We start from the raw sequence: 26426 nt of genomic DNA, 5'->3' as shown, positions 1-26426 counted from the left end.
GGGTTGCCGGGGCGGGCGAGTGTCACCCCATCGGGGTGGGTGGATCATCCGTTGACGAAGTCCTCGCGAGCGAGCAGCGCGGTGTCCGCGTTGTCCGAGAAGACACCGTCGATGCCCGTGGCGAAGTAGGTCTTGAAGGCGCCGAAGGCGTCGCCGTAGGCGTTCGGGTCGGTGCCCTGCCGGAAGTTCGCGGGCAGGAAGGTGTTCTCGTTGCGCATGGTGTACGGGTGCAGGATCAGACCCACGCGGTGCGCGTCGGCGACCAGCGTGGTCGGCGTGGTGAGGGCGCCGTTCGCGTCCTTGGGGATGACCAGGTCGAGCGTGGGGCCGATGCCCTGCGCGTACGAGGCGATCCACTGCAGGCCCTCGGGCTTGACGAGGTCGGCGACGGTACGCGGGTCACCCGTCGTGACGAAGTCCCAGGGGCGGGTGTTCGCGGCGGAGAGCAGCACGACGAGCGGGTTGTCGACCAGCTTGTCCAGGCGCTGGATGCTGGTCGGCTCGAAGGACTGGATGATGACCGGCGAGTTCTTCTTGTCCTTGCCGTGCTTGCGGAGCACCTTGGCGAGGCGCTCCTCCAGGCCGAGGCCCAGCGCCCGGAAGTAGGTGGGGTGCTTGGTCTCGGGGTAGATCCAGACCTGCTTGCCGCGCTTACGGGTCTGCTCGTCCTGCCAGTGGAGCACCTCTTCGAAGGTGGGGATCTCCCAGCGGCCGTTGTAGAGCGTGTTGTGCGGGCGGTTGGCGGGGATGCGCTCGACGGCCCGCAGGGTCTTCAGCTCGGCGAGGGTGAAGTCCTCGGTGAACCAGCCCGTGGTGGGGATGCCGTCGAGGGTCTTGGTGGTCTTGCGGTCGGCGAACTCGGGGTGCGCCGAGACGTCGGTGGTGCCGCCGATCTCCGGTTCGTGCCGGCAGACGAGGTGGCCGTCCTTGGCGGGCACCAGGTCACCGGCCTCGACGACGTCGGCGCCCATGTCGAGGGCCAGCTGGTACGAGCCGAAGGTGTGCTCGGGCCGGTAGCCGCTGGCGCCCCGGTGCCCGATGACGGTCGGCTTCGGCAGGCTCTTGTAGCCGCCGTGCCCGCCGCTCGCGTGCCGCTCGTCCGCTCTCGCCGCACCCGGCAGCCCGAGGACCGCTCCGCCCGCGCCGAGCACCGCGGCCCCGAGCAGCGTGCGTCGCGCCGTGCCCCGGTCCTGCCCGTTCGGCTCCCGCGACTCCGGTATGCCCTGTGTCCCGTGCGTCCCCTGCATCCCCATGAGCGCTCCTCCCGCCGTACCGCCCCGTACCTGTCAAAGCGCGTCGATCGTAGGTTCCCTTCCGTGACGGGAGGGAGACCTGTGGCGGAACACGTGGGTTCCGCTGGATGACGTACGGAACAGTCGTACGGAACACAGGGCTGACGGCTCGTCAGTTTCAGGGTGACGGGGGTGGGTACGCGGTCCGGGTACGCGATCGGAGGTTCCCGGTTCCGGGGTCCCGGTCCCGGGCGGCGCCGACGGCCCCTGAGTCGCTGACATGCTGGGCCGCGTGGGCGCGGCGGCGGGCGTCGCGCAGGACCCTGGTCGCCTGCGCCTCGATCCGCGCCGAGTCGGGGCTGCCATGGACGCGGCGGCGGTCCCTGCGGATCAGGACGACTGCGGCACCCCCGACGATCAGGACCAAGGCGGCGAGCGCCACGATCATGTATCCCACGATCCCCCGTTCAATCCGCTCGACCCGGGCAAGACGTGCGACCCCGATCAAACCGTGCGACCCGTTCGGCGTGGCGGCCGAAGCCGCCGCGAGATACGTCACATGCTTCCGTCCGTGTGACGAACGCGCAACAGCCCGCCACCTCAGGTAAACATTGGTCAACAGTCCGTATCCAGTCGGTGAACCCGATGTGCAATCACCGGGGGGCCGCGAGTATCGTCCTCACCTGCACATACTTCATACCGATCCCTTGACACCGGAGGGCCCCTTGTCCCGCTTCGCGCTCATCAAGGCAGTGCTCGGACCGATCATGCGCCTGATGTTCCGCCCACGGGTGGAAGGCGTGGAGCACATCCCGGGCGACGGTCCGGTCATCCTCGCCGGCAACCACCTCACGTTCATCGACTCGATGATCCTGCCCCTGGTCTGCGACCGGCAGGTGCTGTTCATCGGCAAGGACGAGTACGTCACCGGCAAGGGGTTCAAGGGCCGCCTCATGGCCTGGTTCTTCACCGGCGTCGGCATGATCCCGGTGGACCGGGACGGCGCCAACGGTGGTGTCGCGGCGCTGATGACGGGCCGTCGCATTCTGGAGGAGGGCAAGGTCTTCGGCATCTACCCGGAGGGCACCCGCTCCCCCGACGGCCGGCTCTACCGCGGCCGCACCGGTATCGCCCGCCTCACCCTGATGACCGGCGCCCCGGTCGTCCCGTTCGCGATGATCGGCACGGACAAGCTGCAGCCCGGCGGTGCGGGGATGCCGCGGCCGGGCCGCGTCACGGTCCGCTTCGGTGAGGCGATGGAGTTCTCGCGGTACGAAGGCATGGACCGTGACCGGTATGTGCTGCGGGCCGTGACCGACTCCGTGATGACCGAGGTCATGCGGTTGTCGGGGCAGGAGTACGTGGACATGTACGCCACGAAGGCGAAGGCCGCGTAGCCGTTTGTTGTTCGGGTGCGGGTGGGGTGTGGCTGGTCGCGCCCACGCGGCGGAGCCGCACAATGTCACAGCCCCGCGCCCCTATCGGGGCGTCTCCTCACCTGCGTTTTCGAGTTTCTGGCCTTTCAGCAGGAACCATGCCGCTGCCGCCGTGGCGAGCAGTACCGCCGCTCCGATGCCGGACGCCAGTGCCAGGCCGTCCACGAAGGATGTGCGGGCCGCGGTCAGCAGGGCCTCCGAGGCGTGGGTCGGCAGGGTTGCCGCCGCCTCCACCGCGCCGCCCAGGGACTCGTGGGCCCCGGCCGGGGTGCCCGCGGGGCCGGTGAAGCCCGCGTAGACGCCGGTGACGATGGAGCCGAGCAGGGCGATACCGAGGGCGGCGCCGAGCTCGTACGCCGTCTCGGAGACCGCGGACGCGGCGCCGGCCTGCTCCTTGGGCACGCTGGAGAGGATCACGTCGGCGGTGACGGTGAACGAGAAGCCGGCGCCGACGCCCACGATCAGGAGCGCCGAGCCGAGCACCGAGTACCCGGTGGACTGGTTCAACAGGGTGAGCACACCGAGCGCGAGGCCCACGGCGGCGAGACCACCGGAGACCACGGCACGGACCGAGTAGCGGCGCGCGACCGAGCCCGCGATCAGACCCGCTCCCACCGCGCCGATGGCGGCGGGCAGTTCGGCGAGCCCCGCCTGGAACGGCGGCCTGCCCTGGACGAGTTGCAGGTACTGGGACAGGAAGAAGACCAGTCCGGACAGGCCGAAGACGGTCAGCAGATCGGCGAGCACCGCCGCCGAGAAGCCTCGGTTGCGAAACAGCCGCATGTCCAGCAGCGGTACGGGCATCGCGAGTTGACGGCGCACGAAGCCGTGGAGGGCCCCGGCACCGAGCACGCCGACGGCCATCGGCTCCCAGGTGAACCCGTGCGTGGCGGCCTCCTTCACCGCGTACACGATGCCGATCATGCCGACGAGGGAGAGCACGACGCTGGCCAGGTCCCAGGGGCCGGGGTTCGGGTTGCGGGACTCGGGCAGCAGCTTGATGCCGACGGGGACGAGGATCAGCATCACGGGCACGTTGATGAGGAAGACCGAACCCCACCAGAAGTGTTCGAGCAGGAAGCCACCGACGACGGGCCCGACCGCCGTACCGGCGGAGGCCGTGGCGCCCCAGATGCCGATGGCGAGGCTGCGCTCGCGCGGGTCGTGGAAGAGGTTGCGGATGAGGGCGAGCGTGGCGGGCATCAGGGTCGCGCCCGCGACTCCGAGCAGCGCCCGCGCCAGGATCATCATCTCCGGGGTCGTCGCGTACGCGTTGAGCACGGATATCGCGCCGAACGCCGTGGCACCCATCAGCAGCAGCTTCTTGCGGCCGATACGGTCGCCGAGGCTGCCCATGGAGACGAGCAGACCGGCGATGACGAACGAGTAGACGTCACCGATCCACAGGAGCTGGGTGCCGGAGGGCTTCAGGTCCTCGCTGATGTAAGGGGTCGCGAGACCGAGCACGGTCGCGTCGACGGCCACCAACAGCACGGCGAGGACGAGGACGCAGAGCGCGAGCCAACGGCCCGGACGCTTCTCCACCTCCGCCGTCAACGCCGGCTGCAGGGTGCTGGTCATGATCACTCTCTCCGTAGTGCGCCGCCGAGCAACAGCTCGACGATCATGTAGTGGAAGTCCTTGGCGGCGACGCGGCCCTCGGTCACGGCCCACGCACCCGAGGCCATCAGCCCGTAGAGCGCTTCGGTGAGCCAGGCGGGGCTGAGGTCGATGCGGAACTCGCCGCCCTCCTGGCCGCGCCGGAACAGGGCGGCCATCCGGGCATCGAGCCGGGCCCAGCCCTCGTTCTGCCCCTCGCCCTCGAACAGTTGGTTCTCGGTGTAGAGGAAGGCAAGCAGCCCGGCCACTCGTTCGAGCTCCTTCACCAGGCGGCGCAGGGCCTCCTGAGCGGTGCCCTCGTCGAGGCGGGCGGCCTCCAAGGCCGCCTCGCACTCCTCGATGCCGAGTGCCTCCAGCGCCCGGACGAGCGCGTCCCGTCCGGCGAACTGGCGGTGCAGCGTGGCCCGGCTGATCCCGGCCGCCCTGGCGACCTCGTCCATGGTGGCGGTGGATTTGCGGGTGAGCAGGGCGGCTGCGCTGCGCAGCACGTGGTCACGGTCGACGGCCATGAGACAACTGTACACCATGTGAGACATCTTTGTCTCATGAGGGGCATGCGAGTCTCACGCTCGTCACGTTTTGCCAGCTTTTGTGGCGCTTGAGTCTTTTGCCGTGCTCAGTGCCAGGGCAGCTGCCCGCGCCGCTCCCAGTACGCGTGCGGGTCCTCCGCGAGCGTCGCGAGGCGGGTCAGCTGGTCCTCGTCCAGGTCGACGACCGCCGCGTGCAGGTTCGAGGCGAGCTGGGCGGAGGTGGCCGCGCCCGAGAGGACGACTCCGGCCCAGGGCTGCCGCAGGATCAGCGCGAGGGCGACGGCGTCGGCGCCGAGGCCCGTCTCCTCCGCGATCGCCCGCACCGCGTCCGGCGCGTGCTCGGCGGCCAGGCGGCCGTTGGCCATGCCCTCCTTGACGATCACCGTGAGCCCGGCGTCGTGCGCCTCGGCGAGGGCGGGAGCCGCCGAGGTCTCCAGGACGTTGTACGTGGACTGGACGGTACGGAAGAGGGGCTCGCCGTCGACCGTCACGGCGAGCGCGGCGCGGATGGCGTCGGCCTGGGCGGGTCCGCTCGTGGAGAAGCCGATCGAAAGGCCCTGGGCAGCCGCCTCGGCGAGTTTCGCGTGGAGTTCCTTGTCGGTGAGGGCCGGGCTGTCCGGGGTCACCGAGTGGATCTGGTAGAGGTCGAGCCGGTCACCGAGCAGCGCGGCGGTCTCGGCGCGCTGTCGCTCGTACGTGGCGAGGGTGTGGTCCTTGACCTCGTGCTTCTCGGCGTCGGTGGTCCAGTCCGCGGTGTACGTGTAGCCCCACTTGCTGCCGATGACCACGTCGTCGACGTCCGGCCGGCTCTTCAGCCAGTCGGCGAGGAACTCCTCCGAACGGCCGTAGGAGCGGGCCGCGTCGAAGTAGCGCACGCCCTGGGCGTAGGCGGCGTCGAGGAGTTCGTGGGTGCGGGCGCGCAGCGTTTCGACGCTGCGATCCTCTCCGAGGTCATGGTCTCGGCCGAGGTTGATGTAACCCGGGCGGCCTACTGCGGCGAGGCCCAGGCCGATGTGGCAGGTGGGCGTCGTGGCGGTCGCGAGACGGGCGAAGGGCATCGCGGGCTCCGTTCGGTCGGCTCCGGTGCGGCTCCTGACCAACGTAACCCGCGATGACCTTCGCCTCAGCGCTCGGTCGGTGCGGTGATGTGGCGGGTGCGGGATTGTGGGGGTTGCTCGCGCAGTTCCCCGCGCCCCTTTCGGGGCGCTTCCCTCACCGCTTCTCTTTGGCCGTGGCCCACGTGTGCTGGGCCGCCACGTCCGACTTCACCTCGGCGAGCTGGACGGCGACCGCGCTGGGTGCCGTACCGCCGCGGCCGTCGCGGGAGGCGAGGGCACCCGGGACGTTCAGGACGGAACGCACCTCGGGGGTGAGCTGGGCGGAGATCTTCGCGAACTGCTCGTCGGTGAGGTCGTTCAGCTCCTTGCCGTCGGCCTCCGCGACCTTGACGCACTCGCCGGCGACCTCGTGGGCGACGCGGAACGGCACTCCTTGCTTGACCAGCCACTCGGCGATGTCCGTGGCGAGCGAGAAGCCGGCCGGGGCCAGCTCCTCCATGCGCTCGCGGTGCACGGTGAGCGTGGCCATCATGCCGGTGAAGGCCGGGAGCAGGACCTCAAGCTGGTCGATGGAGTCGAAGACCGGCTCCTTGTCCTCCTGGAGGTCGCGGTTGTATGCGAGCGGAAGCGCCTTGAGCGTCGCCATCAGGCCCGTGAGGTTGCCGATCAGACGGCCCGACTTGCCGCGCGCCAGCTCGGCGATGTCCGGGTTCTTCTTCTGCGGCATGATCGACGAGCCGGTGGAGAAGGCGTCGTGGAGGGTGACGAAGGAGAACTCCTTCGTGTTCCAGATGATGACCTCCTCGGCGATCCGGGAGAGGTTCACGCCGATCATCGCGGTGATGAAGGCGAACTCCGCCACGAAGTCGCGGGAGGCCGTGCCGTCGATGGAGTTCGCGACGGAGCCGTGCTCGAAGCCGAGGTCCCTCGCCACCGCCTCCGGGTCCAAACCGAGACTGCTGCCCGCGAGCGCTCCGGAGCCGTACGGCGAGACCGCCGTCCGCTCGTCCCACTGGCGCAGCCGCTCCGCGTCCCGGGACAGGGGCTGGACATGAGCCAGGACATGGTGGGCGAAGAGCACCGGCTGGGCGTGCTGGAGGTGCGTACGGCCGGGCATCGCCACGTCCGGGTGCGCCTCCGCGAGGCCGATCAGCGCGTCCTGGAGGTCGGCGATCAGACCGCCGATCGTACGGGCGTGGTCGCGCAGACACATCCGGAAGAGCGTCGCGACCTGGTCGTTCCGGGAGCGGCCCGCGCGCAGCTTGCCGCCCAGGTCGGGACCGAGACGCTCCAGCAGGCCCCGCTCCAGTGCCGTGTGGACGTCCTCGTCGGCGATCGTGCCCACGAAGGAGCCGTCGGCGACGTCCGCCTCCAGCTCGTCGAGCCCGGCGAGCATTCGCGTCAGCTCGTCCTCGGTGAGCAGTCCCGCCTTGTGCAGCACGCGCGCGTGCGCACGTGAACCGGCGATGTCGTAGGGCGCGAGCCGCCAGTCGAAGTGGACGGACGCGGACAGCTTCGCCAGGGCCTCGGCGGGACCGTCGGCGAAACGGCCGCCCCAGAGCCGTACGTCACCGCTGTTGCTGCTCACTTGCTGTGCTCCTCGGAGGTGTCGGATGTGCGGCCGCCTCCCTGCCGTGAGACGGCCAGGGAGGCGGCAATCACGCTACTGCTTACGCGAGGTCGCGCTTGGCCGCGATCTTCGACGACAGGCTGTAGATGTCGATGAAGCCCTTGGCGGCGGACTGGTCGAAGGTGTCGCCCGTGTCGTACGTCGCCAGGTCGAAGTCGTAGAGCGAGGTCTCGGAGCGCCGTCCGGTGACGACCGCGCGGCCGCCGTGCAGGGTCATCCGGATGTCGCCGTTGACGTGCTGGTTGGCCTCGTTGATGAAGCCGTCCAGGGCGCGCTTGAGCGGGGAGAACCACTGGCCGTCGTAGACCAGTTCGCCCCAGCGCTGCTCGACCTGCCGCTTGTAGCGGGCGAGTTCACGCTCGACGGTGACGTTCTCCAGCTCCTGGTGGGCCGTGATGAGCGCGATCGCGCCCGGGGCCTCGTACACCTCGCGGGACTTGATGCCCACGAGCCGGTCCTCGACCATGTCGATCCGGCCGATGCCCTGGCCGCCGGCGCGTTCGTTGAGCTGCTGGATGGCCTGCAGGACGGTGACGGGCCTGCCGTCGACGGCGACCGGGACACCCTCCTTGAAGGAGATGACGACCTCGTCGGCCTCGCGGGCCTCGGCCGGGTTCGAGGTGTACTCGTAGATGTCCTCGATCGGCGCGTTCCAGATGTCCTCCAGGAAGCCCGTCTCGACCGCGCGCCCGAAGACGTTCTGGTCGATGGAGTACGGGGACTTCTTGGTGGTGGCGATCGGGAGCTGCTTCTCCTCGCAGAAGGCGATCGCCTTGTCCCGGGTCATCGCGTAGTCACGGACCGGGGCGATGCATTTGAGGCCGGGGGCGAGGGCGACGATGCCGGCCTCGAAGCGCACCTGGTCGTTGCCCTTGCCGGTGCAGCCGTGGGCGACCGTGGTGGCGCCGTGCTTCTGGGCGGCGGCGACGAGGTGCTTGACGATGGTCGGCCGGGAGAGGGCCGACACCAGCGGATAGCGGTCCATGTAGAGGGCGTTGGCCTTGATCGCCGGGAGGCAGTACTCCTCGGCGAACTCGTCCTTGGCGTCCGCGACCTCGGCCTCGACGGCACCGCAGGCGAGCGCGCGCTTGCGGATGACGTCCAGGTCCTCGCCGCCCTGACCCACGTCGACCGCGACGGCGATGACCTCGGCGCCCGTCTCCTCGGCGATCCAGCCGATGGCGACGGAGGTGTCCAGACCGCCTGAATAGGCGAGTACGACGCGCTCGGTCACGGGTTTCTCCTCACACTGCATTCGCTGATATGCATGAGTATGCAGTACTCCGCATGAATCGTCAATCGCGGGTCACCCGGAGGTGCCGTCCGCGGGCCCGGACGGCACCCGCGAAAGCCGCGACGAAATCTTTGGAGAGCGCTTGAACGAAAGAACGCGCTTTCTCGTACCTCTCCCCGAACGCAGGCGCCGCGTTTTTGTACACCGAGGTTTTCGTACACCGAGGTTTTTGCCGCCGAGGTCTTCGCAGACCGAGGTGCGACGAGCCACGGACCGCCCGGACGACCACCGGACGGTCCCCCATCCCCGAACCGAGTGAGGCTTCCGCATGTCCAGGGCCCTTCCGAAGTACAACAAGCGCCGCGTCCTGATGATCGGCGGCACCGCCGCGGTGGTGCTCTCCGGAGCCGTGATCGCCGGCAACGCCTTGGCCGGGGAGACGTCCAAGAGCAGCACGAACGCCACCACCAAGGCCGCGACCTCCCCCGGCACCGTGAACTGCCCGGCCGTCGCGCCGAGCCTGCCCGCGATCCCCGCCTCCGCGCAGGCCGAGGTCACCCGCAACCTCACCCTCCTGAACACCCAGATCGCCGAGGCCAACAAGCGGCTCGTCGACACCGTCGGCCAGGGCGGCCCCAACTTCGTCCAGAACGCGATCCTCGGCCCCCTCAAGGACAAGCGGGTGGCGACGATCAACCGCATCGCCACCGCGATCGGCCGCACCGCGGCCAAGCCCACGGGTCTCGACTCGCTCGCGCCCTGCACCCTGAACGCGAACGGGGTGAACGCGGGCGGCGCCGCCGCCACCGCGACCCCGAGCGCGACGGCCACCCAGCAGGCCGGTAACACGGGGAACACGGGCAACACCGGCAGCACCACCGCCGCCGGCACCATCACCTGCCCGGACGTCGCGTCGAAGCTGCCCGCGATCCCCGCCTCCGCGCAGGCCGAGGTCACCCGCAACCTCACCCTCCTGAACACCCAGATCACCGAGGCGAACACCCGACTGGCGAACACCGTCGGCCAGGGCGGACCGAACTTCGTGCAGAACGCGATCCTCGGCCCCCTCGCGGACAAGCGGAAGTCGACCATCGACCGCATCGCCATCTCCATCGGCCGCACCGCGGCCAAGCCCACGGGCCTGGACTCCCTCGCGACCTGCACGCTCAACAAGTGACGTCTTCCGTGGCCGCTGCGCCCCGTCCGCCGACCGGGGCGCGGCGGCCACGGATCCGTCCGCCACGTGAACCAATGCGCCGGACGGGTGAATTCCTTAGACAGACGAACGTTCTTGCCCAATAATCGTTAGACATGGGAAAGACTTATGAGCGCATAGACGGCAGGCTGCGTTCGTTCATCGAGGCGCAGCCCCTCTTCTTCACCGCGACCGCACCCCTGTCCGGGGACGGCACGGTCAACCTCTCCCCCAAGGGCCTCACGGGCTCGTTCGCCGTCCTCGACGAACTCACCGTCGCCTACCTGGACTTCGCCGGCAGCAACGCCGAGACGATCGCCCATCTCCGGGAGAACGGCCGGATCACCCTCATGTGGTGCGCCTTCCAGGGCCCGCCGAACATCGTCCGGGTGCACGGCCACGGCGAACCCGTCTTCCGCGACGACCCCCGCTTCAAGGAACTGCTCACGCACTTCCCGGGCATCGACCCGACCCCGCACGGTCTGCGCGCGATCATCGTCGTGACCGCCGAACTCGTCCGGGACACCTGCGGCTACGCGGTGCCCTTCATGTCGTACGAAGCGGACCGCGACCTGCACGGCAAACGCTTCGCGCGCGAGGACGACGCCTCGCTGAGCGAGTACTTCACCAAGAAGGACCACGTGGCGACGAGTCTGGACGGCCTGCCCGGGCTGCCGCTCCCGCTGCCTTCCCGTACGGTCTGAGCCATGCGCCTCGCAGCCGCCGCCCTCGCGTCCACGTCCCTGCTCGCCCTGGCCCCCGGCGGTCCGCCCACCCTCCCCGGGCAGATGGCGGACACCGGTGGCGGCAGCCAGCTGATCACGGCTCAGGCGCCCCGCGTGGACTCGACGTCGGGCACGCTCACCTGGTGGAACCGGCGCGACGGGCACTGGGTGAAGGCCGGTTCGGCGGCGGCGCGCTTCGGGGCGAAGGGGCTGGCGGAGGGGGGCTCGCGCAAGCAGGGATCGAACACGACACCCACGGGGCTGTACGACCTTCCGTTCGCCTTCGGGATCAAGGCCGCGCCGGCCGGCACCGCGCTTCGGTACCGGCGGGTGCGGGAGGAGTCCTGGTGGTGCCAGGACAACGACTCCCGTTCCTACAACCGGTGGACCGAGCCGCGGCCGGCCGACTGCCGTGCGTCCGAGTCCGAGCATCTGATCGCGTACGAGAGGCAGTACGCCTACGCCCTGGTCGTGGGGTTCAACTACGAGCGACCCGTGCGGGGGCGCGGGGCGGGGATCTTCCTGCACGTCGACGGGGCCGGGGCGACGGCTGGTTGTGTGTCGGTGTCGCAGGATGCGATGCGACGGATTCTCGGGTGGGTCGATCCCGCGAAGGGGCCGCACATGGCGATCGGGACGGTGAGTGGGGGGACTGCGATCACTCGTTACTAGGTGCGGGTGGTTTGTGGCCGGGCGCGCCCACGCGGCGGAACCGCGTGGTGTCGCAGCCCCGCGCCTCTTACTGGGCGCCCAGCCGGACCGTGAACCTTGTCGCCCCCGGACGGCTCTCCAGCTCGACCGTGCCGCCGTGGGCCTCCACCACGGCCGCCACGATGGACAGCCCCAGGCCGGCGCCACCGCCCGCTCCCCCGGTGCGGCGGCGGTCGGCTCTGGTGAAGCGTTCGAAGACACCGGGCTGGACGTCCTCCGGGACTCCCGGACCGTCGTCGTGGACCGTCAGAACCGCCGTCTTGGCTTCGGTCTCCAGGGACACCGTGACCTTGGTGCCGACGGGCGTGTGCCAACGGGCGTTGGCCAACAGGTTGGCCAACACTTGTTGGAGACGGTGGGCGTCGCCCGTCACCGTGACCGGTTCCTCCGGGAGTTCCAGCGTCCAGCGGTGGTCGGGGCCCGCGGCACGGGCGTCGGTGACCGAGTCGAGGACGAGGTGCGTGAGGTCGACGGGAAGGCGCTCCAACGGGCGGCCCGCGTCGAGACGGGCGAGCAGAAGCAGGTCGTCGACCATCTCGCCCATCCGAGCCGACTCGGCGGCGATGCGTTCGAGGGCCCGGGTGACCTTGGGCGGCACCGGGTCCGGGTGCAGCAGCGCCAGCTCGGCGTGGCCGCGGACCGAGGCGACCGGCGTGCGCAGCTCATGGCTGGCGTCGGCCGCGAAGCTGCGCAGCCGTTCCTCGCTCGCGTGCCGCTTGGTCAGCGCGTCCTCGACATGGCCGAGCATCCTGTTGAACGCGCCGGCGACGCGGCCCACCTCGCTGCGCGGGTCCTGCTCGGGCGCACGCGGCGGCAGCGCCACCTCACCGCTGGCCAGCGGCAGCTCGCTGACCCGGGTCGCGGTCGCGGCGACCCGGCTCAGGGGGCGCAGCGACCAGCGCACCCACAGGGCTCCGGCGACTCCGGCGATCACGAGGGCCAGGCCGAAGACACAGCCGGCGACCAGTTCCAGGCGGTGCACGGCGGCCCGGACCGGTTCCATCGGCAGACCGGCGATCAGGACGTCGCCGTCCAGTCCGCGCGCCGCCATCACGCGGTAGTCGCCGAGTGCCGACAGGCAGACGGTGTGGGCGCGGCCGTCGGTGGGGATACCGGCGAGGGTCCGCCGGTCGGAGGTGGTCAAGGACACGTTCAGGTCGGTGATGTTCTGGCCTGAGGGCACGACCGCCGCGTTGGTGACGTCCCGGCCGACCAGCCGCGCGCCGAAGGTGCCGGTGCTCTGCCGTCTGGTGTCGCCGTTCTCGTCGCCGTCGTGGTCGGACCTCTTCACACCGGCCCCGTGCTCCAGGCTCGCGGGGAACCGCACCCCCACGTCGTGCAGCTGCTGGTCGAGGCGGCCGGTGAGGAAGCCGTTCAGTTCGTACACCGCGGCCACCCCGACGGCGGCGCAGCTGACGGCGAGCAGTACCAGGAGCCCGGCGGTGAGTCGGGCCCGCATCGTGCGCGGGAGCGGCAGCCGGCGTACGCCCGCCCGCACCCGTGGCCACCAGTGCCGACTCATCGTCCGACCCCCGGCTTGATCACGTACCCGGCGCCCCGCACCGTGTGGATCATGGGCTCACGGCCCGCGTCCACCTTTTTGCGCAGGTACGAGATGTACAGCTCCACGACATGGGCCTGGCCGCCGAAGTCGTAGGACCAGACGCGGTCGAGGATCTGCGCCTTGCTGAGCACCCGGCGCGGGTTGCGCATCAGGAAGCGCAGCAGTTCGAACTCGGTCGGCGACAGCTCGACCAGCTCGCCGCCCCGGGTCACCTCGCGGGCCTCCTCGTCCATCACGAGGTCGCCGACGGTCAGGCGTGGGCCCTCGTCCAGTTGCCGGGCCATGCCGGCGCGGCGCAGCAGGCCGCGCAGCCGAGCGACGACCTCCTCCAGGCTGAACGGCTTGGTCACGTAGTCGTCGCCGCCCGCCGTGATGCCCGCGATGCGGTCCTCGACGGCGTCCCGCGCGGTGAGGAAGAGCACACAGACCTCGGGGTGCACGGTGTGCAGGGTGCGCAGCACGGCGAAGCCGTCGGTGTCCGGGAGCATCACGTCGAGGACGACGGCGTCCGGCATCAGCTCGCGTGCCTCGGTGACGGCCGAGGCCCCGTCGCCCGCCGTCCGGACCACCCAGCCCTCGTAGCGCAGGGCGCCGGAGAGCACCTCGGCCAGGTCGGGGTCGTCGTCGACGACGAGGACCCGTACGGGGGTGCCGTCGGGGCGGGTGAGCGCGGGCAGGCCGGTGCCTCGGGAGCGGGGAGTGTTCATATCGTCTTCCAGGATCGCCCCTCGCCGGAGTCGGCAGCCCCCTTCCCGCCTCTGAGTTTCCTCTGAGTGGGCCGCATGTGCCGCTCTCCGTTTCCTGTGAATCCGCGACGAAGGCGCCCGTTCAGAGGCTGCTCAGAAGTTGCCGAAGCACAGTTTCCTCCCGGACAGCCGGAAGGACGGACATATGACCACGGTGTACGAGCGGACAGCGGTCCCTCGCCCGTCACGCGGACGTGGACGGCCGCGTCCCTCACCCGCCGGGCCCCTGCTGGCCCTGCTGTGGGCCGGGGCCTGCGCGGTCGTCGCCCTGTGGTGGTACGACACGCGGTCGGTGGTGGGCCTCGCCGGGTGGCTGACGGACGCCGGGCGGATCGCCGGGCTGCTGTGCGGCTACAGCTGCGCGGTGCTCGTGGCGCTGATGGCCCGGGTGCCCCTGCTGGAGCGGCGGATCGGCTCCGACCGGGTGGCCCGCTGGCACGCCATGGCCGGCCGGTACACGGTCAGCCTGCTGGTGGCGCATGTCACGCTGATCCTCTTCGGGTATGCCGCCCAGGACGGGGCGGGCATCGTGCACGAGACGCTGAGCGTGGTGTTCGACTACCCGGACATGCTCAAGGCCACGACCGGCACTCTCATCCTCTTCGCCGTCGGGATCACCTCGGCGCACGCGGCCCGCCGCCGGATCAGCCACGAGTTCTGGTACTACCTGCACCTGCTGACCTACGTGGCCGTGTTCCTCACCTTCTTCCACCAGCTCGCGCTGGGCTCGGACTTCGTCGGCGACACCGCCGCCCAGGCCGCCTGGTACGTGCTCTACCTGGGCACGGCCGCCCTGGTCGTCTGGTTCCGGCTGCTCACCCCGGTACGGCTCAATCTGCGCCACAAGCTGCGCGTGGAGTCCGTGCACCGCGAGGCGCCCGGCGTCTTCTCCGTCGTCGTACGCGGGGAACGGCTGGACGAGCTGAACGCCCAGGCAGGGCAGTTCTTCCGCTGGCGATTCCTCTCCGACGGGATGCGGTGGACCTCGACGCCGTACTCGCTGTCGGCCCCGCCGCGCCCCGACCTGATGCGGATCACCGTGAAGGCGCTCGGTGACCACAGCGCCGCCGTGGGGCTGCTGAGGCCCGGCACCCGGGTGTGGGCGGAGGGGCCCTACGGGGCGCTGACCGCCGAGCGGCACACCGGACGCAAGGCGCTGCTCATCGCCGGCGGCGTCGGCATCACACCGCTGCGCGCCCTGTTCGAGACGCTGCCCGGCGGGCCCGGCGACGTGACGCTGCTCTACCGGGCGAGCACGGCCGAGGACCTCGCTCTCGGCGCCGAGCTGGAGGCGATAGCGCAGTGGCGTGGGGCGCGCGTCCTGTACGCGGTCAACGGCGCCGACGGGACACGTCCGCGGTTCACCTCCGATTCCCTGCGGGAGGCCGTGCCCGACCTCACCGGGCATGACATCTATCTGTGCGGTCCGCCCGCCATGGCACGGGACCTGTACGAAGCGCTGCGCGGGGCCGGGGTCCCCGACCGCCGTATCCACCACGAGTCGTTCGAGCTGTGAGGTCACCTTGCACGCCCTGAAGAAGCACCGTCCGCTGCGCCGCGTGACGCTGGCGGCGGCCACCACCGTCACCGGTTTCGTCCTGCTGCTGTCGCTCAAGCCGCACACGGCGCCGACCGTGGCGCAGGCGTCGTCGTCCGCCGGACAGTCGGCGTCACAGTCGCCGTCCCAGTCACCTTCACCCGGAAGCTCATCGGGAAGCTCGTCCGGGAGCACGAAGAGCACCGGCACCAAGACCGTCACCGGTGACACGGTCCAGACCCGCTGGGGCCCCGTCCAGGTGCGCGTCACACTGAAGAACGGCAAGATCACCGATGTGACCGCGGTCTCCTATCCCACGGACAACCCACGGGACCAGGAGATCAACAGTTACGCCATTCCCCAGCTCAGGAGGGAGGCGCTGGCCGCGCAGAGCGCCCAGATCGACTCCGTCTCGGGGGCCTCGTACACCAGCGACGGATACAAGCAGTCCCTCCAATCGGCACTGGACTCGGCAGGCCTCTGAACGCACGGCCGTCGGGGCCCGTATCTCTGGGCCAGGGGCCTCTCCCCTAGCCCCGTCCCCACGGACGACCACGGAGGAACCGTGTCCACGATCGCCGGTGGCCGCGCCGCGCGGCGCCAGACCTTGCGCCGTATTCGCCCACGACGCTCCCCCGCCGTCCCACTGCTGCTCGCCGTCGGGGCGGGCGCGGCCGGGGTCATCTGGCTGTGGTGGAGCAACACCCCGTCCATCGCCGACGACAACAGCAAGATCCTCAACGCGGGCCGGATCACCGGACTGCTCGCGGGGTACCTGATGGCGCTGGTGGTGCTGCAGATGGCCCGGGTGCCCGCCCTGGAGCGCCGGGTGGGCTCGGACCGGGTGGCGCGGTGGCACGCCATGAGCGGCCGGTACACGGTCTGCCTGGTCCTCGCGCATCTCGTGCTGATCATGTGGGGCTACGCGCTGCAGGCCGGCAAGAGCTTCGGCGACATCGTCCAGCAGACCATCGACTCGATCAACCAGCTGCCCGACATGGGCAAGGCGGCGATCGGCACCGGTCTGCTGTTCCTGATCGGCCTGCTCTCCATGGGCCCGGTGCGCCGCAGGATGGGCTACGACACCTGGTACCACATCCACCTGCTCACCTACGCCGCCGTCTTCCTGACGTTCTGGCACCAGCTCTCCACGGGCAACGAGTTCGCCGTCGAGCCAACCGCCAAGACGGTCTGGTACGGGCTGTACGGGTCGGTGACGGCCCTGGTGATCTGGTACCGCATCCTCTCGCCGATCCGGTTGAACCTGAAGCACCGGATGCGGGTCGAGGCCGTGATCGAGGAGACCCCCGGGATCGTCTCGGTGCTGATCAGCGGGCGCAAGCTGCACCGTATGGGCGCCGAGGCCGGGCAGTTCTTCCGGTGGCGCTTCCTGGCGCCGGGCATGCGGCTCAGCTCGCACCCGTACTCACTGTCGGCGGCGCCCCGCCCCAACATGCTGCGCATCACGGTGAAGGCGATCGGCGACCACAGCTCGGCGCTGCGCGACCTGCGGCCCGGCACCCGGGTCTGGGCCGAGGGCCCGTACGGGGCCCTGACGGCGGGCAAGCGCAGTCGCGGCAAGGTGCTGCTGGTGGCGGGCGGGGTCGGCATCACTCCGATGCGGGCGCTGTTCGAGACGCTGCCCGGCGCGGCGGGCGACCTGACACTGCTCTACCGGGCCAACACCACCCAGGACCTGGCCCTGTGGGACGAGCTGGCGGCGATCGCCGAGGAGCGCGGGGCCCGGCTGATGTACGCGGTGAACAGCCCGGAGGGCGAGCGCCCGGACATCTCGGCGGAGACCCTGAGCCGCAAGCTGCCGGACATCGACCGCCACGACGTCTTCATGTGCGGGCCGCCCGGCTTCGCGCAGCAGGTCTACGAAGCACTGCGCGGTGCGGGGGTTCCCGCCCGCCGCATCCATCACGAGTCGTTCGAGATGTGAGCGACGGGAGTCAGGAGCGATGAAGAAGAGCCACCCCTTGCGGCGTGTCGTGCTGGCCGGCGCCGCCACCGTGTCCGGAATCGTCCTGCTGCTGTCGCTGAAGCCGGCCTCCGATCCGGCGTCCGCGTCGGCACAGGGTGCAGCGCCCCAGCAGTCGGTGGCGGGACAGGAGTCGCCCCAGGGCGGCAGCGCGCAGCAGTCGTCCACGGGGGCCCAGACGGTCACCGGCGACGTCGCGCAGACCCAGTACGGGCCGGTCCAGGTCCGTATCACCGTCAACGGCGGAAAGATCACCAAGTCCGAGGTCGTCCAGATTCCCAGCGGCGGACGCAGCACCGAGGTCAGCAACGCCTCCGTGCCCAAGCTGAACCAGGAGGCCGTCGCCGCGGGCAGCGCGAACATCGACGCGGTGTCGGGCGCCAGCTACACGAGCGCCGGATACAAGAAGTCGCTGCAGTCGGCCCTCGACAAGGCCAAGGCGAGCGGCAGCGGTTCCTCGGGGGCCACCGGATCGACCGGGTCCGCGGGTGCGGGCTCCTCCGGTTCCGCCGGCTCCTCGTCGTCCCAGGCGCCCGCCGCACAGGCCAAGACGGTCACCGGAAGCGTCGCCCAGACCCAGTACGGGCCCGTCCAGGTCCGTATCACCGTCAACGGTGGAAAGATCACCAAGTCCGAGGCCGTGCAGGCGCCCAAGGGCGGGCTGAGCGACCAGAAGACCGCGATGGCCGTGCCCAAGCTCAACCAGGAGGCGGTCGCGGCCGGGAACGCGACCATCGACGCCGTCTCCGGTGCCACCTACACCAGCACGGGTTACAAGCAGTCCCTGCAGTCGGCCCTGGACAAGGCCGGTGGCTGACCCGGACCAGGAGCCGCCCGCCCTGCGGCACGCGGAAGAGGTCATGGGCACCGTCTTCTCCTTCGACGTGCGCGGCGGCGAACCCGAGGCCGTGCGGACCGCGTTGGAGGAGGCGGTCGCCCAACTCCACCGGGTGGACGAGGTGTTCAGCACCTATCGGGAGAACAGCCAGCTCTCGCGCCTCGCGCGCGGCGAGCTGACGGTCGAGGAGTGCGATCCGCAGGTCGCCGAGGTGCTCGGCCTGTGCGCCGAGGCGGAGCGGGTCAGCGACGGCTGGTTCAGCTCGACGTACGAGGGCCGGCTCGACCCGACGGGGATCGTGAAGGGCTGGGCGACCGAGCGCGTGGCCCGCCACCTGGCGGCGGCCGGCGCGAGCGGAGTCAGCGTGAACGGCGGCGGCGACGTCCAGCTGCTCGGCGCGCCCGGCACGCACCGCCCGTGGCGGGTCGGCGTCTCGGACCCGCTGCGTCCCGGTTCACTCGCGGCCGTGGTCTCGGCGGCCGGAGTGGACGAACTGTCGGTGGCCACCTCCGGCACCGCCGAGCGCGGCGCCCACATCGTCGACCCCCGCACCGGCCGCTCCGCGGTGACCGACCTGGTCGCCGTGACCGTGGTGGGTCCCTGCCTGACCTGGGTGGACGCCTGGGCGACAGCAGCCTTCGCGATGGGCTCCCGAGAGGCCCTGACCTGGCTGGAGTCCCTCCCCGCCATCGAGGCCTTACTGATCACGGCGGGAGACGAGGTCAGATGCACCGGGGGCTTGGCTCAACGCCTGGGGTGAGACTGGAGGCGCACCCCAACCCGGGGGGCGCCTCCACCGTCGTACAGCTCAATGATTGTTCTGAGCCAAACGCAGCAAATGATCGGCCAGAGCCTGCCCACCCGTCGGATTACGACTGATCAGCAGCAAGGTGTCGTCACCGGCGATCGTCCCGAGGATGTCCTGCAGCTCGGCCTGGTCGATGGCGGAGGCGAGGAACTGCGCCGCCCCCGGCGGGGTACGGAGAACCACGAGGTTCGCGGACGCCTCCGCGGAGATCAGCAGCTCCGCCGAGAGCCGCCGCATCCGCTCCTCCTTCGCCGACTCCCCCAGCGGCGCGCGCGGGGTGCGGAAACCGCCCTCGCTCGGCACCGCGTAGATGAGGTCGCCGTCGTTGTTGCGGATCTTCACCGCGTTCAGCTCGTCCAGGTCCCGGGAGAGCGTCGCCTGCGTGACGCTCAGCCCGTCGTCGGCGAGAAGCTTCGCCAACTGGCTCTGGGATCGCACTGGTTGCCGGTTGAGGATGTCCACGATCCGGCGGTGGCGTGCGGTGCGGGTCTGCGGCACGGCAGGCCCGACGTGCTCGTGATCCTGCGCCTGGCTCATCGTCGTCGTCTCATTCTTTGGCTCGTCCGTCCCCGTTGGTCACAGCGTCGAGGACACCGGGAAGGGCCTGGAGGAACGCGTCCACCTCGTCGTCGCTCAGGTTCAGCGGGGGCATCAGCCGTACGACATCGGGGGCGGGCGCGTTGACCAGGAGACCGGCGTCCTGAGCCGCCTGCTGCACCTGGGGCGCGAGCGGCTCGGTGAGCACGATACCCAGGAGCAGGCCCGCACCTCGGACATGGTCGATCAACGGGTTGCCGAGTGACTCGATTCCGCCCCGCAGTTTCTCGCTCGCGGCCTTCACATTCTCGAGCAGCCCCTCGGACGCGATCGTGTCGAGGACGGCGAGTCCGGCGGCGCAGACGACCGGGTTGCCGCCGAAGGTCGAACCGTGGTGGCCGGGCTTCAGCAGCTCGGCGGCCCGGCCGAAGGCGACGGTCGCGCCGAGCGGCAGTCCGCCGCCAAGACCCTTCGCGAGGGTGACGACGTCCGGCAGGACACCTTCGTGGTCCTGGTAGGCGAACCAGGGCCCGGTGCGGCCGATGCCGGTCTGCACCTCGTCGAGGACGAGGAGGCTGCCGGTGGCGGCGGTGATCGCGCGAGCGGCCTTGAGGTAGCCGGGCGGGGGCACGACCACGCCGTTCTCGCCCTGGATCGGCTCGATGATCACAAGGGCGGTGTCCTCGGTGACCGCCGCGGCCAGCGCCTGCGCGTCACCGTAGGCGACGTGCGTCACGTCACCGGGCAGTGGCAGGAACGGCTCCTGCTTGCCGGGCTGGCCGGTGAGCGCGAGCGCGCCCATGGTGCGGCCGTGGAAGCCGCCGTGGGTCGCCACCATGTGGCTCCGGCCGGTCAGCCGGCCGATCTTGAACGCGCCCTCGTTGGCCTCGGCACCCGAGTTGCAGAAGTACACCCGTCCCTCGCGGCCGAAGAGCTGGAGCAGCCTTTCGGCGAGCGCGACCGGCGGCTCGGCGACGAAGAGGTTGGAGACATGGCCCAGGGAGGCGATCTGACGGCTCACGGCCTCGACGATCGCCGGGTGGGCGTGGCCGAGCGCGTTGACGGCGATACCGCCGACGAAGTCGAGGTACTCCTTGCCGTCGGCGTCCCACAGCCGGGTGCCCTCGCCGCGGACGAGCGGCAGCCGCGGGGTGCCGTAGTTGTCCATGAGCGCGCCCTGCCACCGCTGGGTGAGCTCCGCGTTGGTCCCGGTCATTCGGCGTCCCCCTGTTCATCGGGCCGTGCGTCCGGCACGACCATCGTGCCGATCCCCTCGTCGGTGAAGATCTCCAGCAGGATCGAGTGCTGGACCCGGCCGTCGATGACGCGGGCGGTATTGACGCCGTTGCGTACGGCGTGCAGACAGCCCTCCATCTTCGGCACCATGCCGCTGGCCAGTTCGGGCAGCAGCTTCTCCAGTTCGGAGGCGGTCAGACGGCTGATCACCTCGTCGCTGTCGGGCCAGTCCTCGTAGAGGCCCTCGACGTCCGTGAGGACCATGAGGGTTTCGGCGCCCAGTGCCGCAGCGAGAGCCGCAGCCGCCGTATCAGCATTGACGTTGTAGACATGTCCGTCGTCCTGGCTCCGGGCGATCGAGGAGACGACCGGGATCCGGCCGTCGGCGAGCAGTGCCTCGATCGCGCCCGTGTCGATCGCGGTGATCTCGCCCACCCGCCCGATGTCGACCAACTCCCCGTCGATCTCGGGCTGGTGCTTGGTGGCGGTGATGGTGTGCGCGTCCTCGCCGGTCATGCCGACGGCGAGCGGTCCGTGCTGGTTGAGCAGTCCGACCAGCTCGCGCTGCACCTGACCGGCCAGGACCATGCGTACGACGTCCATGGCGTCCTCGGTGGTGACGCGCAGGCCCGCCTTGAACTCGCTGACGATGCCGTGCCGGTCGAGGGCGGCGCTGATCTGCGGGCCGCCGCCGTGCACGACGACGGGCTTGAGACCGGCCTGTCGCAGGAACACCACGTCCTGGGCGAAGGCTGCCTTGAGCTCCTCGTTCACCATGGCGTTTCCGCCGAACTTGATGACGACCGTCTTGCCGTTGTGGCGGGTCAGCCACGGGAGTGCCTCGATGAGGATCCGGGCCTTGGGCAGTGCGGTGTGTTTCCGCGTCACATTGCTCATGAGGAATAGGCGCTGTTCTCGTGGACGTAGTCCGCGGTGAGGTCGTTGGTCCAGATCGTGGCGGTCTGGGAGCCCGCGGCGAGGTCGGCGACGATGTGGACCTCGCGGTAGCGCATGTCGACGAGCTCGCGGTCCTCGCCGACACCGCCGTTCTTGCAGACCCAGACGCCGTTGATGGCGACGTTGAGCTGGTCGGGCTCGAAGGCGGCGCCGGTCGTGCCGATCGCGGACAGCACGCGTCCCCAGTTGGGGTCCTCGCCGTGGATCGCGCACTTGAGGAGGTTGTTGCGGGCGATGGAGCGGCCCACCTCGACGGCGTCGTCCTCGCTCGCGGCGTTCACGACCTCGATCTTGATGTCCTTGCTGGCGCCCTCGGCGTCCCGGATGAGCTGCTGCCCGAGGTCGTCGCAGACCTTCCGTACGGCCTCGGCGAACTCCGCGTACCCGGGGGTGACCTCGGAGGCGCCGGAGGCGAGCAGCAGCACGGTGTCGTTGGTCGACATGCAGCCGTCGGAGTCGACGCGGTCGAAGGTGGTGCGGGTGGCGGCGCGCAGCGCCTTGTCGAGGGTCTCGGAGTCGAGGTCCGCGTCCGTCGTCAGCACGACGAGCATGGTGGCGAGGCCGGGGGCGAGCATGCCCGCGCCCTTGGCCATGCCGCCGACGGTCCAGCCGTCGCCCGTGTGCACCGAGGTCTTGTGCACGGTGTCGGTGGTCTTGATGGCGATGGCGGCCTTCTCGCCACCGTGCGCCGAGAGCTGGGCGGCGGCCGACTCGACCCCGGGCAGCAGCTTGTCCATCGGCAGGAGTACGCCGATGAGCCCGGTCGACGCCACGGCGACGTCGCCGGCGTTGACGTCGAGGACCTCGGCGACCTTCTCGGCGGTCGCGTGCGTGTCCTGGAAACCCTTGGGGCCCGTACAGGCGTTGGCACCGCCGGAGTTGAGGATCACGGCGGAGACCTGACCGCTCTTGAGGACCTGCTCGGACCAGAGGACCGGCGCGGCCTTGACGCGGTTGGAGGTGAAGACGCCCGCGGCGGCGAGGCGGGGCCCGTTGTTGACCACGAGGGCCAGGTCGGGGTTGCCGTTCTCCTTGATCCCGGCGGCGATGCCCGCAGCCTGGAATCCCTGTGCTGCCGTGACACTCACGGTGCGACTCCGATCGTGGAAAGACCCGTTTCCTCGGGAAGCCCGAGGGCGATGTTCATGCTCTGCACGGCCCCGCCGGCCGTGCCCTTGGTCAGGTTGTCGATGGCGCTGATCGCGATGATGCGGTGCGTCGCTTCGTCGTACGCGACCTGGACCTGAACGGCGTTGGAACCGTAGACGGACGCGGTGGCGGGCCACTGCCCCTCGGGCAGCAGGTGGACGAAGGGCTCGTCGGCGAACGCCTTCTCGTACGCGGCGCGCAGGGACTCACCGGTGACCCCTGCACGCGCCTTCGCGCTGCACGTGGCGAGGATGCCCCGGGGCATCGGCGCGAGGGTGGGCGTGAAGGAGACGGTGACCGGCTCCCCCGCCGCCGCGCCGAGGTTCTGGATCATCTCGGGGGTGTGGCGGTGGACGCCGCCGACTCCGTACGGGGACATGGAGCCCATGACCTCGCTGCCGAGCAAATGGGGCTTGGCGGCCTTGCCCGCGCCGGAGGTCCCGGACGCGGCGACGATCACGGCCTCGGGCTCGGCGAGTGCGGCCGCGTACGCCGGGAAGAGGGCGAGGGAGACGGCCGTGGGGTAGCAACCGGGCACCGCGATGCGCTTGGACCCCTCCAGCGCGGCGCGGGCGCCCGGCAGTTCGGGAAGGCCGTAGGGCCAGGTGCCGGCGTGCGCGGAGCCGTAGAACTTCTCCCAGTCCGCCGGGTCCTTGAGCCGGAAGTCGGCGCCCATGTCGACGACGAGGACGTCCGGGCCGAGTTGCTCGGCGACGGCGGCGGACTGCCCGTGGGGCAGCGCGAGGAAGACGACGTCGTGGCCGGTCAGGACGTCCGGGGTGGTCTCCTGGAGGACTCGGTCGGCCAGTGGCAGCAGGTGCGGCTGCAGTGCGCCGAGGCGCTGGCCCGCGTTGGCATTGCCGGTCAGGGCACCGATCTCGACCTCGGGGTGCGCCAGGAGCAGACGCAGGGCTTCGCCGCCCGCGTACCCACTCGCTCCCGCCACTGCTGCGCGTACCACCATGGAACCCTCCTCCTAGATGGCATGACTATACGTTTCGTTGCACGTTTATGCAATCCATCCATGGCGATCTCGGCCGGCGCACTGTGACTGAGCACTTCATCCGGCGAGTGAGCAGTTCACTTGGCAGGGCTGAGCGCGTCAGGGACGGGCGCATAGGATCGCCGGCATGGCACTGCGACCTGTTCAGGTGAACATAAAGGCTCTCGACGACTCGGCGGTCGGCCGGTTCTGGGCGGAGGCGCTCGGCTGGGGTGTTTCCAGCGAGGGACCCGGCGTGACCAACGTGGAACCCGTCGGCGGCTTCGTCTGGCCGGACCCGGTCGCGGTCTGCATCGACGTCGTTACCGTCCCGGAACCCAAGACAACGACGAAGAACCGTGTGCACCTCGATCTCGCCAGCACCTCTGCGGCCCATCAGACGGAGTTGGTCGCGCGCCTGAAGGCTCTCGGTGCGACGCCCGCCCACGTGGGCCAGGGCGACGTGCCGTGGACGGTCCTCGCCGACCCCGAGGGCAACGAGTTCTGCGTACTGGAGCCCCGGGAGATCTACCGGGACACCGGGCCGATCGCCACGGTGGTGGTCGACTGCGAGGATCCGCGGGCCATGGCCCGGTTCTGGGGTGAGGCGATGGACTGGACCCTGCACGAGGTGACCGACGATCATGCGGTGCTGCGCTCCGCCAAGGGTGTCGGCCCGTATCTCGAGTTCCTCCGTACGCCCGGCGTGAAGACCGTGCCGGACCGCATGCACCTTGACCTGCTGCCGTACCCAGGCGACGACAAAGCGGCGGAGGTGGCCCGGCTGCGGGCCCTCGGCGCCACCGACCTCGACCTCGGCCAGGGCGACGTCCCGTGGACGTGCCTGGCCGACCCGGAGGGCCACGAGTTCTGCGTCCTCGCCCCGCCCTGACGCGGAGCCTCGACGACGCCCCGACACATGGGAGACCCCGGCCCGGCGGGCCCTTCAGCGGATGGAGAGCAGCCACCGCCGGCGCGGGCGTTCCGTGACGAGGACGGTGGCGGCCAGCGCGGTGACCGCGACCGCCGCCCACGTGGGCCACAGCACCCACGAGGAGACAACGGCCGCGACGAGTTGCAGCAGCACCAGAAGGATCGTGACCCAGCCGGGTACGGCGATGATCACATCGGCCTTGTCACCCGGGGTGGACAGGACCGTCGGAAGGCCGATCAGCAATACCAGGGACAGGGCGGCCAGCAGCCAGGAACGGTCGGCCAGCGCCCAAGGGGTCGCCACCCAGGCGACGAGTTCCACCGCGAACCGCAGAACGGATGCGGCACGATCGTCCGGCGGTCCCGGGACGACTTCCTCAGCAGCGTCGCTCACCCGCGGACGATCTCACGGCACGCGTCCGGCCACCAGGGCCCCGACCACGAACACGGAACACCGTCGTGGGGCGGGCCGGTCGGGCGGGACGGGGTGGGGTCAGGAACGGGAACCGCGGGGCTGGGCGGCGCGCTCCGTGTTCCCCTCAGCGTGCTGCTCCGCGCGCTTCTCCTTGATACGGACCTCTTCCTTGCGGACCTCGGCCTGGGTGGCGCGCTCCCGGCGCAGCCACCCCGGGTCCTCCTGCTTCAGGGCGTCGATCTGCTCCGTGGTGAGGGCGTCGGTGACCCCGCCGCGGGCGAGCCCGGCGATGGAGATGCCCAGCCGCGCGGCGACCACGGGACGGGGGTGCGGGCCGTTGCGCCGCAGCTCCTGGAGCCACGCGGGCGGATCGGCCTGCAGGGCGTTCAGCTCGGTGCGAGAGACGACGCCCTCCTGGAACTCGGCGGGGGTGGCCTCGAGGTACACACCCAGCTTCTTCGCCGCGGTGGCGGGCTTCATGGTCTGGGTGGTCTGGTGCGACGTCATGCGTCAAGGGTATCGAGCGTGTGCGCGACCTCCGACCACGACCGATAGCCTGGCGAGGTGACAGGCTCGGAAGTACCCCCTTCGTTCCGGCTCGCCTATGTCCCGGGAGTGACGCCCACGAAGTGGGTGCGGATCTGGAACGAGCGGCTGCCCGACATCCCCCTGACGCTCGTCGCGGTCTCCACCGACGAGGCGTTCGACGTGCTGCGGGGCCGCGGCGCCGACGCCGGATTCGTCCGGCTGCCGGTCGACCGGGAGGACCTCAGCGCGATCCCCCTCTACGCCGAGACGACGGTGGTCGTGGTCCCCAAGGACCACATCGTGGCGGCCGTCGACGAGGTGACCTCCGAGGATCTCGCCGACGAGATCGTGCTGCACCCCCTCGACGACACCCTCGACTGGGAGCGTCCGCCGGGGCAGCCCGCGTTCGAGCGCCCCGCCACCACGGCGGACGCCGTCGAACTCGTGGCGGCGGGCATCGGGCTCCTCGTCGTCCCCCAGTCCCTCGCCCGCCTGCACCACCGCAAGGACCTCACCTACCGGCCGGTCACCGACGCCCCGGAGTCACGCGTCGCGCTGTCCTGGCCACAGGACGCGACCACCGACCTGGTCGAGGACTTCATCGGGATCGTCCGCGGCCGGACCGTCAACAGCTCACGGGGGCGCGCCCAGGCCCCGGCGGCGCCCGCGGCCCCGTCGAAGGCCGAGCGCCCCGAGACGGGCGGCGGCGCACGGCGCAAGCCCGCGACGGGCAAGTCGTCCGGTAAGTCGACGACCGGCAGGAACCCCCGCGGCGGCGGTTCCGGAGGCGCCAAGGGCGGCGCCAAGCGGGGCAAGCCCCGCCGCCGCTCCTGACCCGGGC

27 protein-coding genes are annotated in these 26426 nt (G+C 70.5%); 11 read left to right on the top strand and 16 right to left on the bottom strand.

The features are described 5' to 3' along the window. Positions 1 to 44: 44 nt before the first annotated feature. A complete protein-coding gene (locus ACFVWD_RS02740; RefSeq protein WP_389593523.1) occupies positions 45 to 1253 on the bottom strand; it encodes a glycerophosphodiester phosphodiesterase in 1209 nt (402 codons plus the stop codon). Positions 1254 to 1410: 157 nt separating this feature from the next. Continuing rightward, on the bottom strand, positions 1411 to 1680 hold the full coding sequence (locus ACFVWD_RS02735; protein WP_389593521.1) for a hypothetical protein: 270 nt from the start codon (positions 1678 to 1680) through the stop codon (positions 1411 to 1413). Positions 1681 to 1957: 277 nt separating this feature from the next. Between ACFVWD_RS02735 and ACFVWD_RS02730 the strand changes: the two genes are divergently transcribed. Continuing rightward, positions 1958 to 2629 carry a 1-acyl-sn-glycerol-3-phosphate acyltransferase gene (locus tag ACFVWD_RS02730; RefSeq protein ID WP_054230621.1) on the top strand — a complete coding sequence of 224 codons (672 nt, stop codon included), beginning with the start codon at positions 1958 to 1960 and terminating at the stop codon, positions 2627 to 2629. 81 nt (positions 2630 to 2710) lie between these two features. Here ACFVWD_RS02730 and ACFVWD_RS02725 read toward each other — a convergent pair whose 3' ends face one another. The 5 genes from ACFVWD_RS02725 to ACFVWD_RS02705 form a co-directional block, all read right to left on the bottom strand. Next, positions 2711 to 4249, bottom strand: a complete 1539-nt coding sequence (locus ACFVWD_RS02725) for an MFS transporter (RefSeq protein ID WP_389593519.1) — start codon at positions 4247 to 4249, stop codon at positions 2711 to 2713. 2 nt (positions 4250 to 4251) lie between these two features. Continuing rightward, positions 4252 to 4797, bottom strand: coding sequence for a TetR/AcrR family transcriptional regulator (locus tag ACFVWD_RS02720; protein WP_180362588.1), 546 nt, complete (start codon positions 4795 to 4797; stop codon positions 4252 to 4254). 107 nt (positions 4798 to 4904) lie between these two features. Then, the gene (locus tag ACFVWD_RS02715; protein WP_389593518.1) at positions 4905 to 5876 is read right to left on the bottom strand and encodes an aldo/keto reductase; all 972 of its coding nucleotides are present in this window, start codon (positions 5874 to 5876) and stop codon (positions 4905 to 4907) included. Positions 5877 to 6030: 154 nt separating this feature from the next. Beyond that, complete coding sequence (argH, locus tag ACFVWD_RS02710; RefSeq protein ID WP_389593516.1) at positions 6031 to 7464, bottom strand: argininosuccinate lyase; 1434 nt, start codon at positions 7462 to 7464, stop codon at positions 6031 to 6033. An 82-nt stretch (positions 7465 to 7546) separates the two neighbouring features. Beyond that, entirely contained in the window at positions 7547 to 8740 is a 1194-nt protein-coding gene (locus ACFVWD_RS02705) for an argininosuccinate synthase (protein WP_389593514.1), read from the bottom strand. 328 nt (positions 8741 to 9068) lie between these two features. Between ACFVWD_RS02705 and ACFVWD_RS02700 the strand changes: the two genes are divergently transcribed. From ACFVWD_RS02700 to ACFVWD_RS02690, 3 genes are all read left to right on the top strand, one after another. Beyond that, complete coding sequence (locus ACFVWD_RS02700) at positions 9069 to 9917, top strand: hypothetical protein (protein ID WP_389593512.1); 849 nt, start codon at positions 9069 to 9071, stop codon at positions 9915 to 9917. A 134-nt stretch (positions 9918 to 10051) separates the two neighbouring features. Beyond that, the gene (locus ACFVWD_RS02695; RefSeq protein WP_389593510.1) at positions 10052 to 10639 is read left to right on the top strand and encodes a pyridoxamine 5'-phosphate oxidase family protein; all 588 of its coding nucleotides are present in this window, start codon (positions 10052 to 10054) and stop codon (positions 10637 to 10639) included. Between the two features lie 3 nt (positions 10640 to 10642). After that, positions 10643 to 11332 (top strand): L,D-transpeptidase, encoded by a 690-nt coding sequence (locus ACFVWD_RS02690; protein WP_389593508.1) that lies wholly within the window; start codon positions 10643 to 10645, stop codon positions 11330 to 11332. A gap of 67 nt (positions 11333 to 11399) precedes the next feature. On the opposite strand, the gene ACFVWD_RS02685 is transcribed toward ACFVWD_RS02690, so the two are convergent. Both ACFVWD_RS02685 and ACFVWD_RS02680 read right to left on the bottom strand, forming a co-directional pair. Next, the gene (locus ACFVWD_RS02685) at positions 11400 to 12893 is read right to left on the bottom strand and encodes a sensor histidine kinase (RefSeq protein ID WP_389593506.1); all 1494 of its coding nucleotides are present in this window, start codon (positions 12891 to 12893) and stop codon (positions 11400 to 11402) included. After that, positions 12890 to 13642 (bottom strand): response regulator transcription factor, encoded by a 753-nt coding sequence (locus ACFVWD_RS02680; RefSeq protein ID WP_389593504.1) that lies wholly within the window; start codon positions 13640 to 13642, stop codon positions 12890 to 12892. The genes ACFVWD_RS02685 and ACFVWD_RS02680 overlap by 4 nt, the downstream gene beginning before the upstream one ends. Before the next feature lie 184 nt (positions 13643 to 13826). Between ACFVWD_RS02680 and ACFVWD_RS02675 the strand changes: the two genes are divergently transcribed. The 5 genes from ACFVWD_RS02675 (at position 13827) to ACFVWD_RS02655 (ending at position 18800) form a co-directional block, all read left to right on the top strand. After that, the gene (locus tag ACFVWD_RS02675) at positions 13827 to 15197 is read left to right on the top strand and encodes a ferric reductase-like transmembrane domain-containing protein (RefSeq protein ID WP_389593502.1); all 1371 of its coding nucleotides are present in this window, start codon (positions 13827 to 13829) and stop codon (positions 15195 to 15197) included. Between the two features lie 7 nt (positions 15198 to 15204). Beyond that, positions 15205 to 15702, top strand: coding sequence for an FMN-binding protein (locus tag ACFVWD_RS02670; protein ID WP_389593500.1), 498 nt, complete (start codon positions 15205 to 15207; stop codon positions 15700 to 15702). 81 nt (positions 15703 to 15783) lie between these two features. Further along, complete coding sequence (locus tag ACFVWD_RS02665; RefSeq protein WP_389593498.1) at positions 15784 to 17163, top strand: ferric reductase-like transmembrane domain-containing protein; 1380 nt, start codon at positions 15784 to 15786, stop codon at positions 17161 to 17163. Positions 17164 to 17182: 19 nt separating this feature from the next. Next, a complete protein-coding gene (locus ACFVWD_RS02660) occupies positions 17183 to 18019 on the top strand; it encodes an FMN-binding protein (RefSeq protein WP_389593496.1) in 837 nt (278 codons plus the stop codon). A gap of 43 nt (positions 18020 to 18062) precedes the next feature. Beyond that, positions 18063 to 18800, top strand: a complete 738-nt coding sequence (locus ACFVWD_RS02655) for an FAD:protein FMN transferase (protein ID WP_389593552.1) — start codon at positions 18063 to 18065, stop codon at positions 18798 to 18800. 48 nt (positions 18801 to 18848) lie between these two features. Here the strand turns inward: ACFVWD_RS02655 and ACFVWD_RS02650 are convergent, their stop codons facing one another. Genes ACFVWD_RS02650 through argC form a run of 5 tightly spaced genes read right to left on the bottom strand, consistent with a single transcriptional unit; the run spans position 18849 to position 23691 of the window. After that, positions 18849 to 19385, bottom strand: coding sequence for an arginine repressor (locus ACFVWD_RS02650; RefSeq protein WP_101406180.1), 537 nt, complete (start codon positions 19383 to 19385; stop codon positions 18849 to 18851). Positions 19386 to 19395: 10 nt separating this feature from the next. Beyond that, complete coding sequence (locus ACFVWD_RS02645) at positions 19396 to 20601, bottom strand: acetylornithine transaminase (RefSeq protein WP_389593494.1); 1206 nt, start codon at positions 20599 to 20601, stop codon at positions 19396 to 19398. Next, a complete protein-coding gene (argB, locus tag ACFVWD_RS02640; RefSeq protein WP_389593492.1) occupies positions 20598 to 21518 on the bottom strand; it encodes an acetylglutamate kinase in 921 nt (306 codons plus the stop codon). The genes ACFVWD_RS02645 and argB overlap by 4 nt, the downstream gene beginning before the upstream one ends. After that, positions 21515 to 22666, bottom strand: coding sequence for a bifunctional glutamate N-acetyltransferase/amino-acid acetyltransferase ArgJ (gene argJ, locus ACFVWD_RS02635; RefSeq protein ID WP_384906235.1), 1152 nt, complete (start codon positions 22664 to 22666; stop codon positions 21515 to 21517). Before argJ ends, argB begins: the two co-directional genes overlap by 4 nt. Continuing rightward, a complete protein-coding gene (gene argC, locus ACFVWD_RS02630; protein WP_389593490.1) occupies positions 22663 to 23691 on the bottom strand; it encodes an N-acetyl-gamma-glutamyl-phosphate reductase in 1029 nt (342 codons plus the stop codon). Before argC ends, argJ begins: the two co-directional genes overlap by 4 nt. A gap of 166 nt (positions 23692 to 23857) precedes the next feature. On the opposite strand from argC, the gene ACFVWD_RS02625 reads away from it, so the two are divergent. Then, complete coding sequence (locus ACFVWD_RS02625) at positions 23858 to 24601, top strand: VOC family protein (protein WP_389593488.1); 744 nt, start codon at positions 23858 to 23860, stop codon at positions 24599 to 24601. Positions 24602 to 24655: 54 nt separating this feature from the next. Here the strand turns inward: ACFVWD_RS02625 and ACFVWD_RS02620 are convergent, their stop codons facing one another. Together ACFVWD_RS02620 and ACFVWD_RS02615 are read right to left on the bottom strand one after the other, a co-directional pair. Beyond that, positions 24656 to 25036 (bottom strand): hypothetical protein, encoded by a 381-nt coding sequence (locus ACFVWD_RS02620; protein ID WP_389593487.1) that lies wholly within the window; start codon positions 25034 to 25036, stop codon positions 24656 to 24658. Positions 25037 to 25135: 99 nt separating this feature from the next. After that, positions 25136 to 25564 carry a DUF5997 family protein gene (locus ACFVWD_RS02615; RefSeq protein WP_389593486.1) on the bottom strand — a complete coding sequence of 143 codons (429 nt, stop codon included), beginning with the start codon at positions 25562 to 25564 and terminating at the stop codon, positions 25136 to 25138. 57 nt (positions 25565 to 25621) lie between these two features. Here ACFVWD_RS02615 and ACFVWD_RS02610 point away from each other — a divergent pair, with 57 nt between their 5' ends. After that, complete coding sequence (locus tag ACFVWD_RS02610; protein WP_389593484.1) at positions 25622 to 26419, top strand: LysR family substrate-binding domain-containing protein; 798 nt, start codon at positions 25622 to 25624, stop codon at positions 26417 to 26419. Positions 26420 to 26426: the final 7 nt, after the last annotated feature.

This window comes from Streptomyces sp. NPDC058086, from assembly GCF_042885015.1.
In the GTDB taxonomy this organism is placed as follows: Bacteria; Actinomycetota; Actinomycetes; order Streptomycetales; family Streptomycetaceae; genus Streptomyces.
Note: the sequence above shows the minus strand (reverse complement) of the source record. Positions and strands in the feature narration are given on the sequence as shown.

Bases quoted from the DNA above. Each gene is read 5' to 3' on its own strand.
- ACFVWD_RS02690 (WP_389593508.1), top strand. From the start codon at position 10,643: ATGCGCCTCGCAGCCGCCGCCCTCGCGTCCACGTCCCTGCTCGCCCTG.
- ACFVWD_RS02700 (WP_389593512.1), top strand. From the start codon at position 9,069: ATGTCCAGGGCCCTTCCGAAGTACAACAAGCGCCGCGTCCTGATGATC.
- argC (WP_389593490.1), bottom strand. From the start codon at position 23,691: ATGGTGGTACGCGCAGCAGTGGCGGGAGCGAGTGGGTACGCGGGCGGC.
- ACFVWD_RS02660 (WP_389593496.1), top strand. From the start codon at position 17,183: ATGAAGAAGAGCCACCCCTTGCGGCGTGTCGTGCTGGCCGGCGCCGCC.
- ACFVWD_RS02625 (WP_389593488.1), top strand. From the start codon at position 23,858: ATGGCACTGCGACCTGTTCAGGTGAACATAAAGGCTCTCGACGACTCG.
- ACFVWD_RS02615 (WP_389593486.1), bottom strand. From the start codon at position 25,564: ATGACGTCGCACCAGACCACCCAGACCATGAAGCCCGCCACCGCGGCG.
- ACFVWD_RS02715 (WP_389593518.1), bottom strand. From the start codon at position 5,876: ATGCCCTTCGCCCGTCTCGCGACCGCCACGACGCCCACCTGCCACATC.
- ACFVWD_RS02650 (WP_101406180.1), bottom strand. From the start codon at position 19,385: ATGAGCCAGGCGCAGGATCACGAGCACGTCGGGCCTGCCGTGCCGCAG.
- ACFVWD_RS02680 (WP_389593504.1), bottom strand. From the start codon at position 13,642: ATGAACACTCCCCGCTCCCGAGGCACCGGCCTGCCCGCGCTCACCCGC.
- ACFVWD_RS02685 (WP_389593506.1), bottom strand. From the start codon at position 12,893: ATGAGTCGGCACTGGTGGCCACGGGTGCGGGCGGGCGTACGCCGGCTG.
- ACFVWD_RS02735 (WP_389593521.1), bottom strand. From the start codon at position 1,680: ATGATCGTGGCGCTCGCCGCCTTGGTCCTGATCGTCGGGGGTGCCGCA.
- ACFVWD_RS02645 (WP_389593494.1), bottom strand. From the start codon at position 20,601: ATGACCGGGACCAACGCGGAGCTCACCCAGCGGTGGCAGGGCGCGCTC.
- ACFVWD_RS02740 (WP_389593523.1), bottom strand. From the start codon at position 1,253: ATGGGGATGCAGGGGACGCACGGGACACAGGGCATACCGGAGTCGCGG.
- ACFVWD_RS02675 (WP_389593502.1), top strand. From the start codon at position 13,827: ATGACCACGGTGTACGAGCGGACAGCGGTCCCTCGCCCGTCACGCGGA.
- ACFVWD_RS02725 (WP_389593519.1), bottom strand. From the start codon at position 4,249: ATGACCAGCACCCTGCAGCCGGCGTTGACGGCGGAGGTGGAGAAGCGT.
- ACFVWD_RS02695 (WP_389593510.1), top strand. From the start codon at position 10,052: ATGGGAAAGACTTATGAGCGCATAGACGGCAGGCTGCGTTCGTTCATC.
- argB (WP_389593492.1), bottom strand. From the start codon at position 21,518: ATGAGCAATGTGACGCGGAAACACACCGCACTGCCCAAGGCCCGGATC.
- ACFVWD_RS02655 (WP_389593552.1), top strand. From the start codon at position 18,063: ATGGGCACCGTCTTCTCCTTCGACGTGCGCGGCGGCGAACCCGAGGCC.
- ACFVWD_RS02720 (WP_180362588.1), bottom strand. From the start codon at position 4,797: ATGGCCGTCGACCGTGACCACGTGCTGCGCAGCGCAGCCGCCCTGCTC.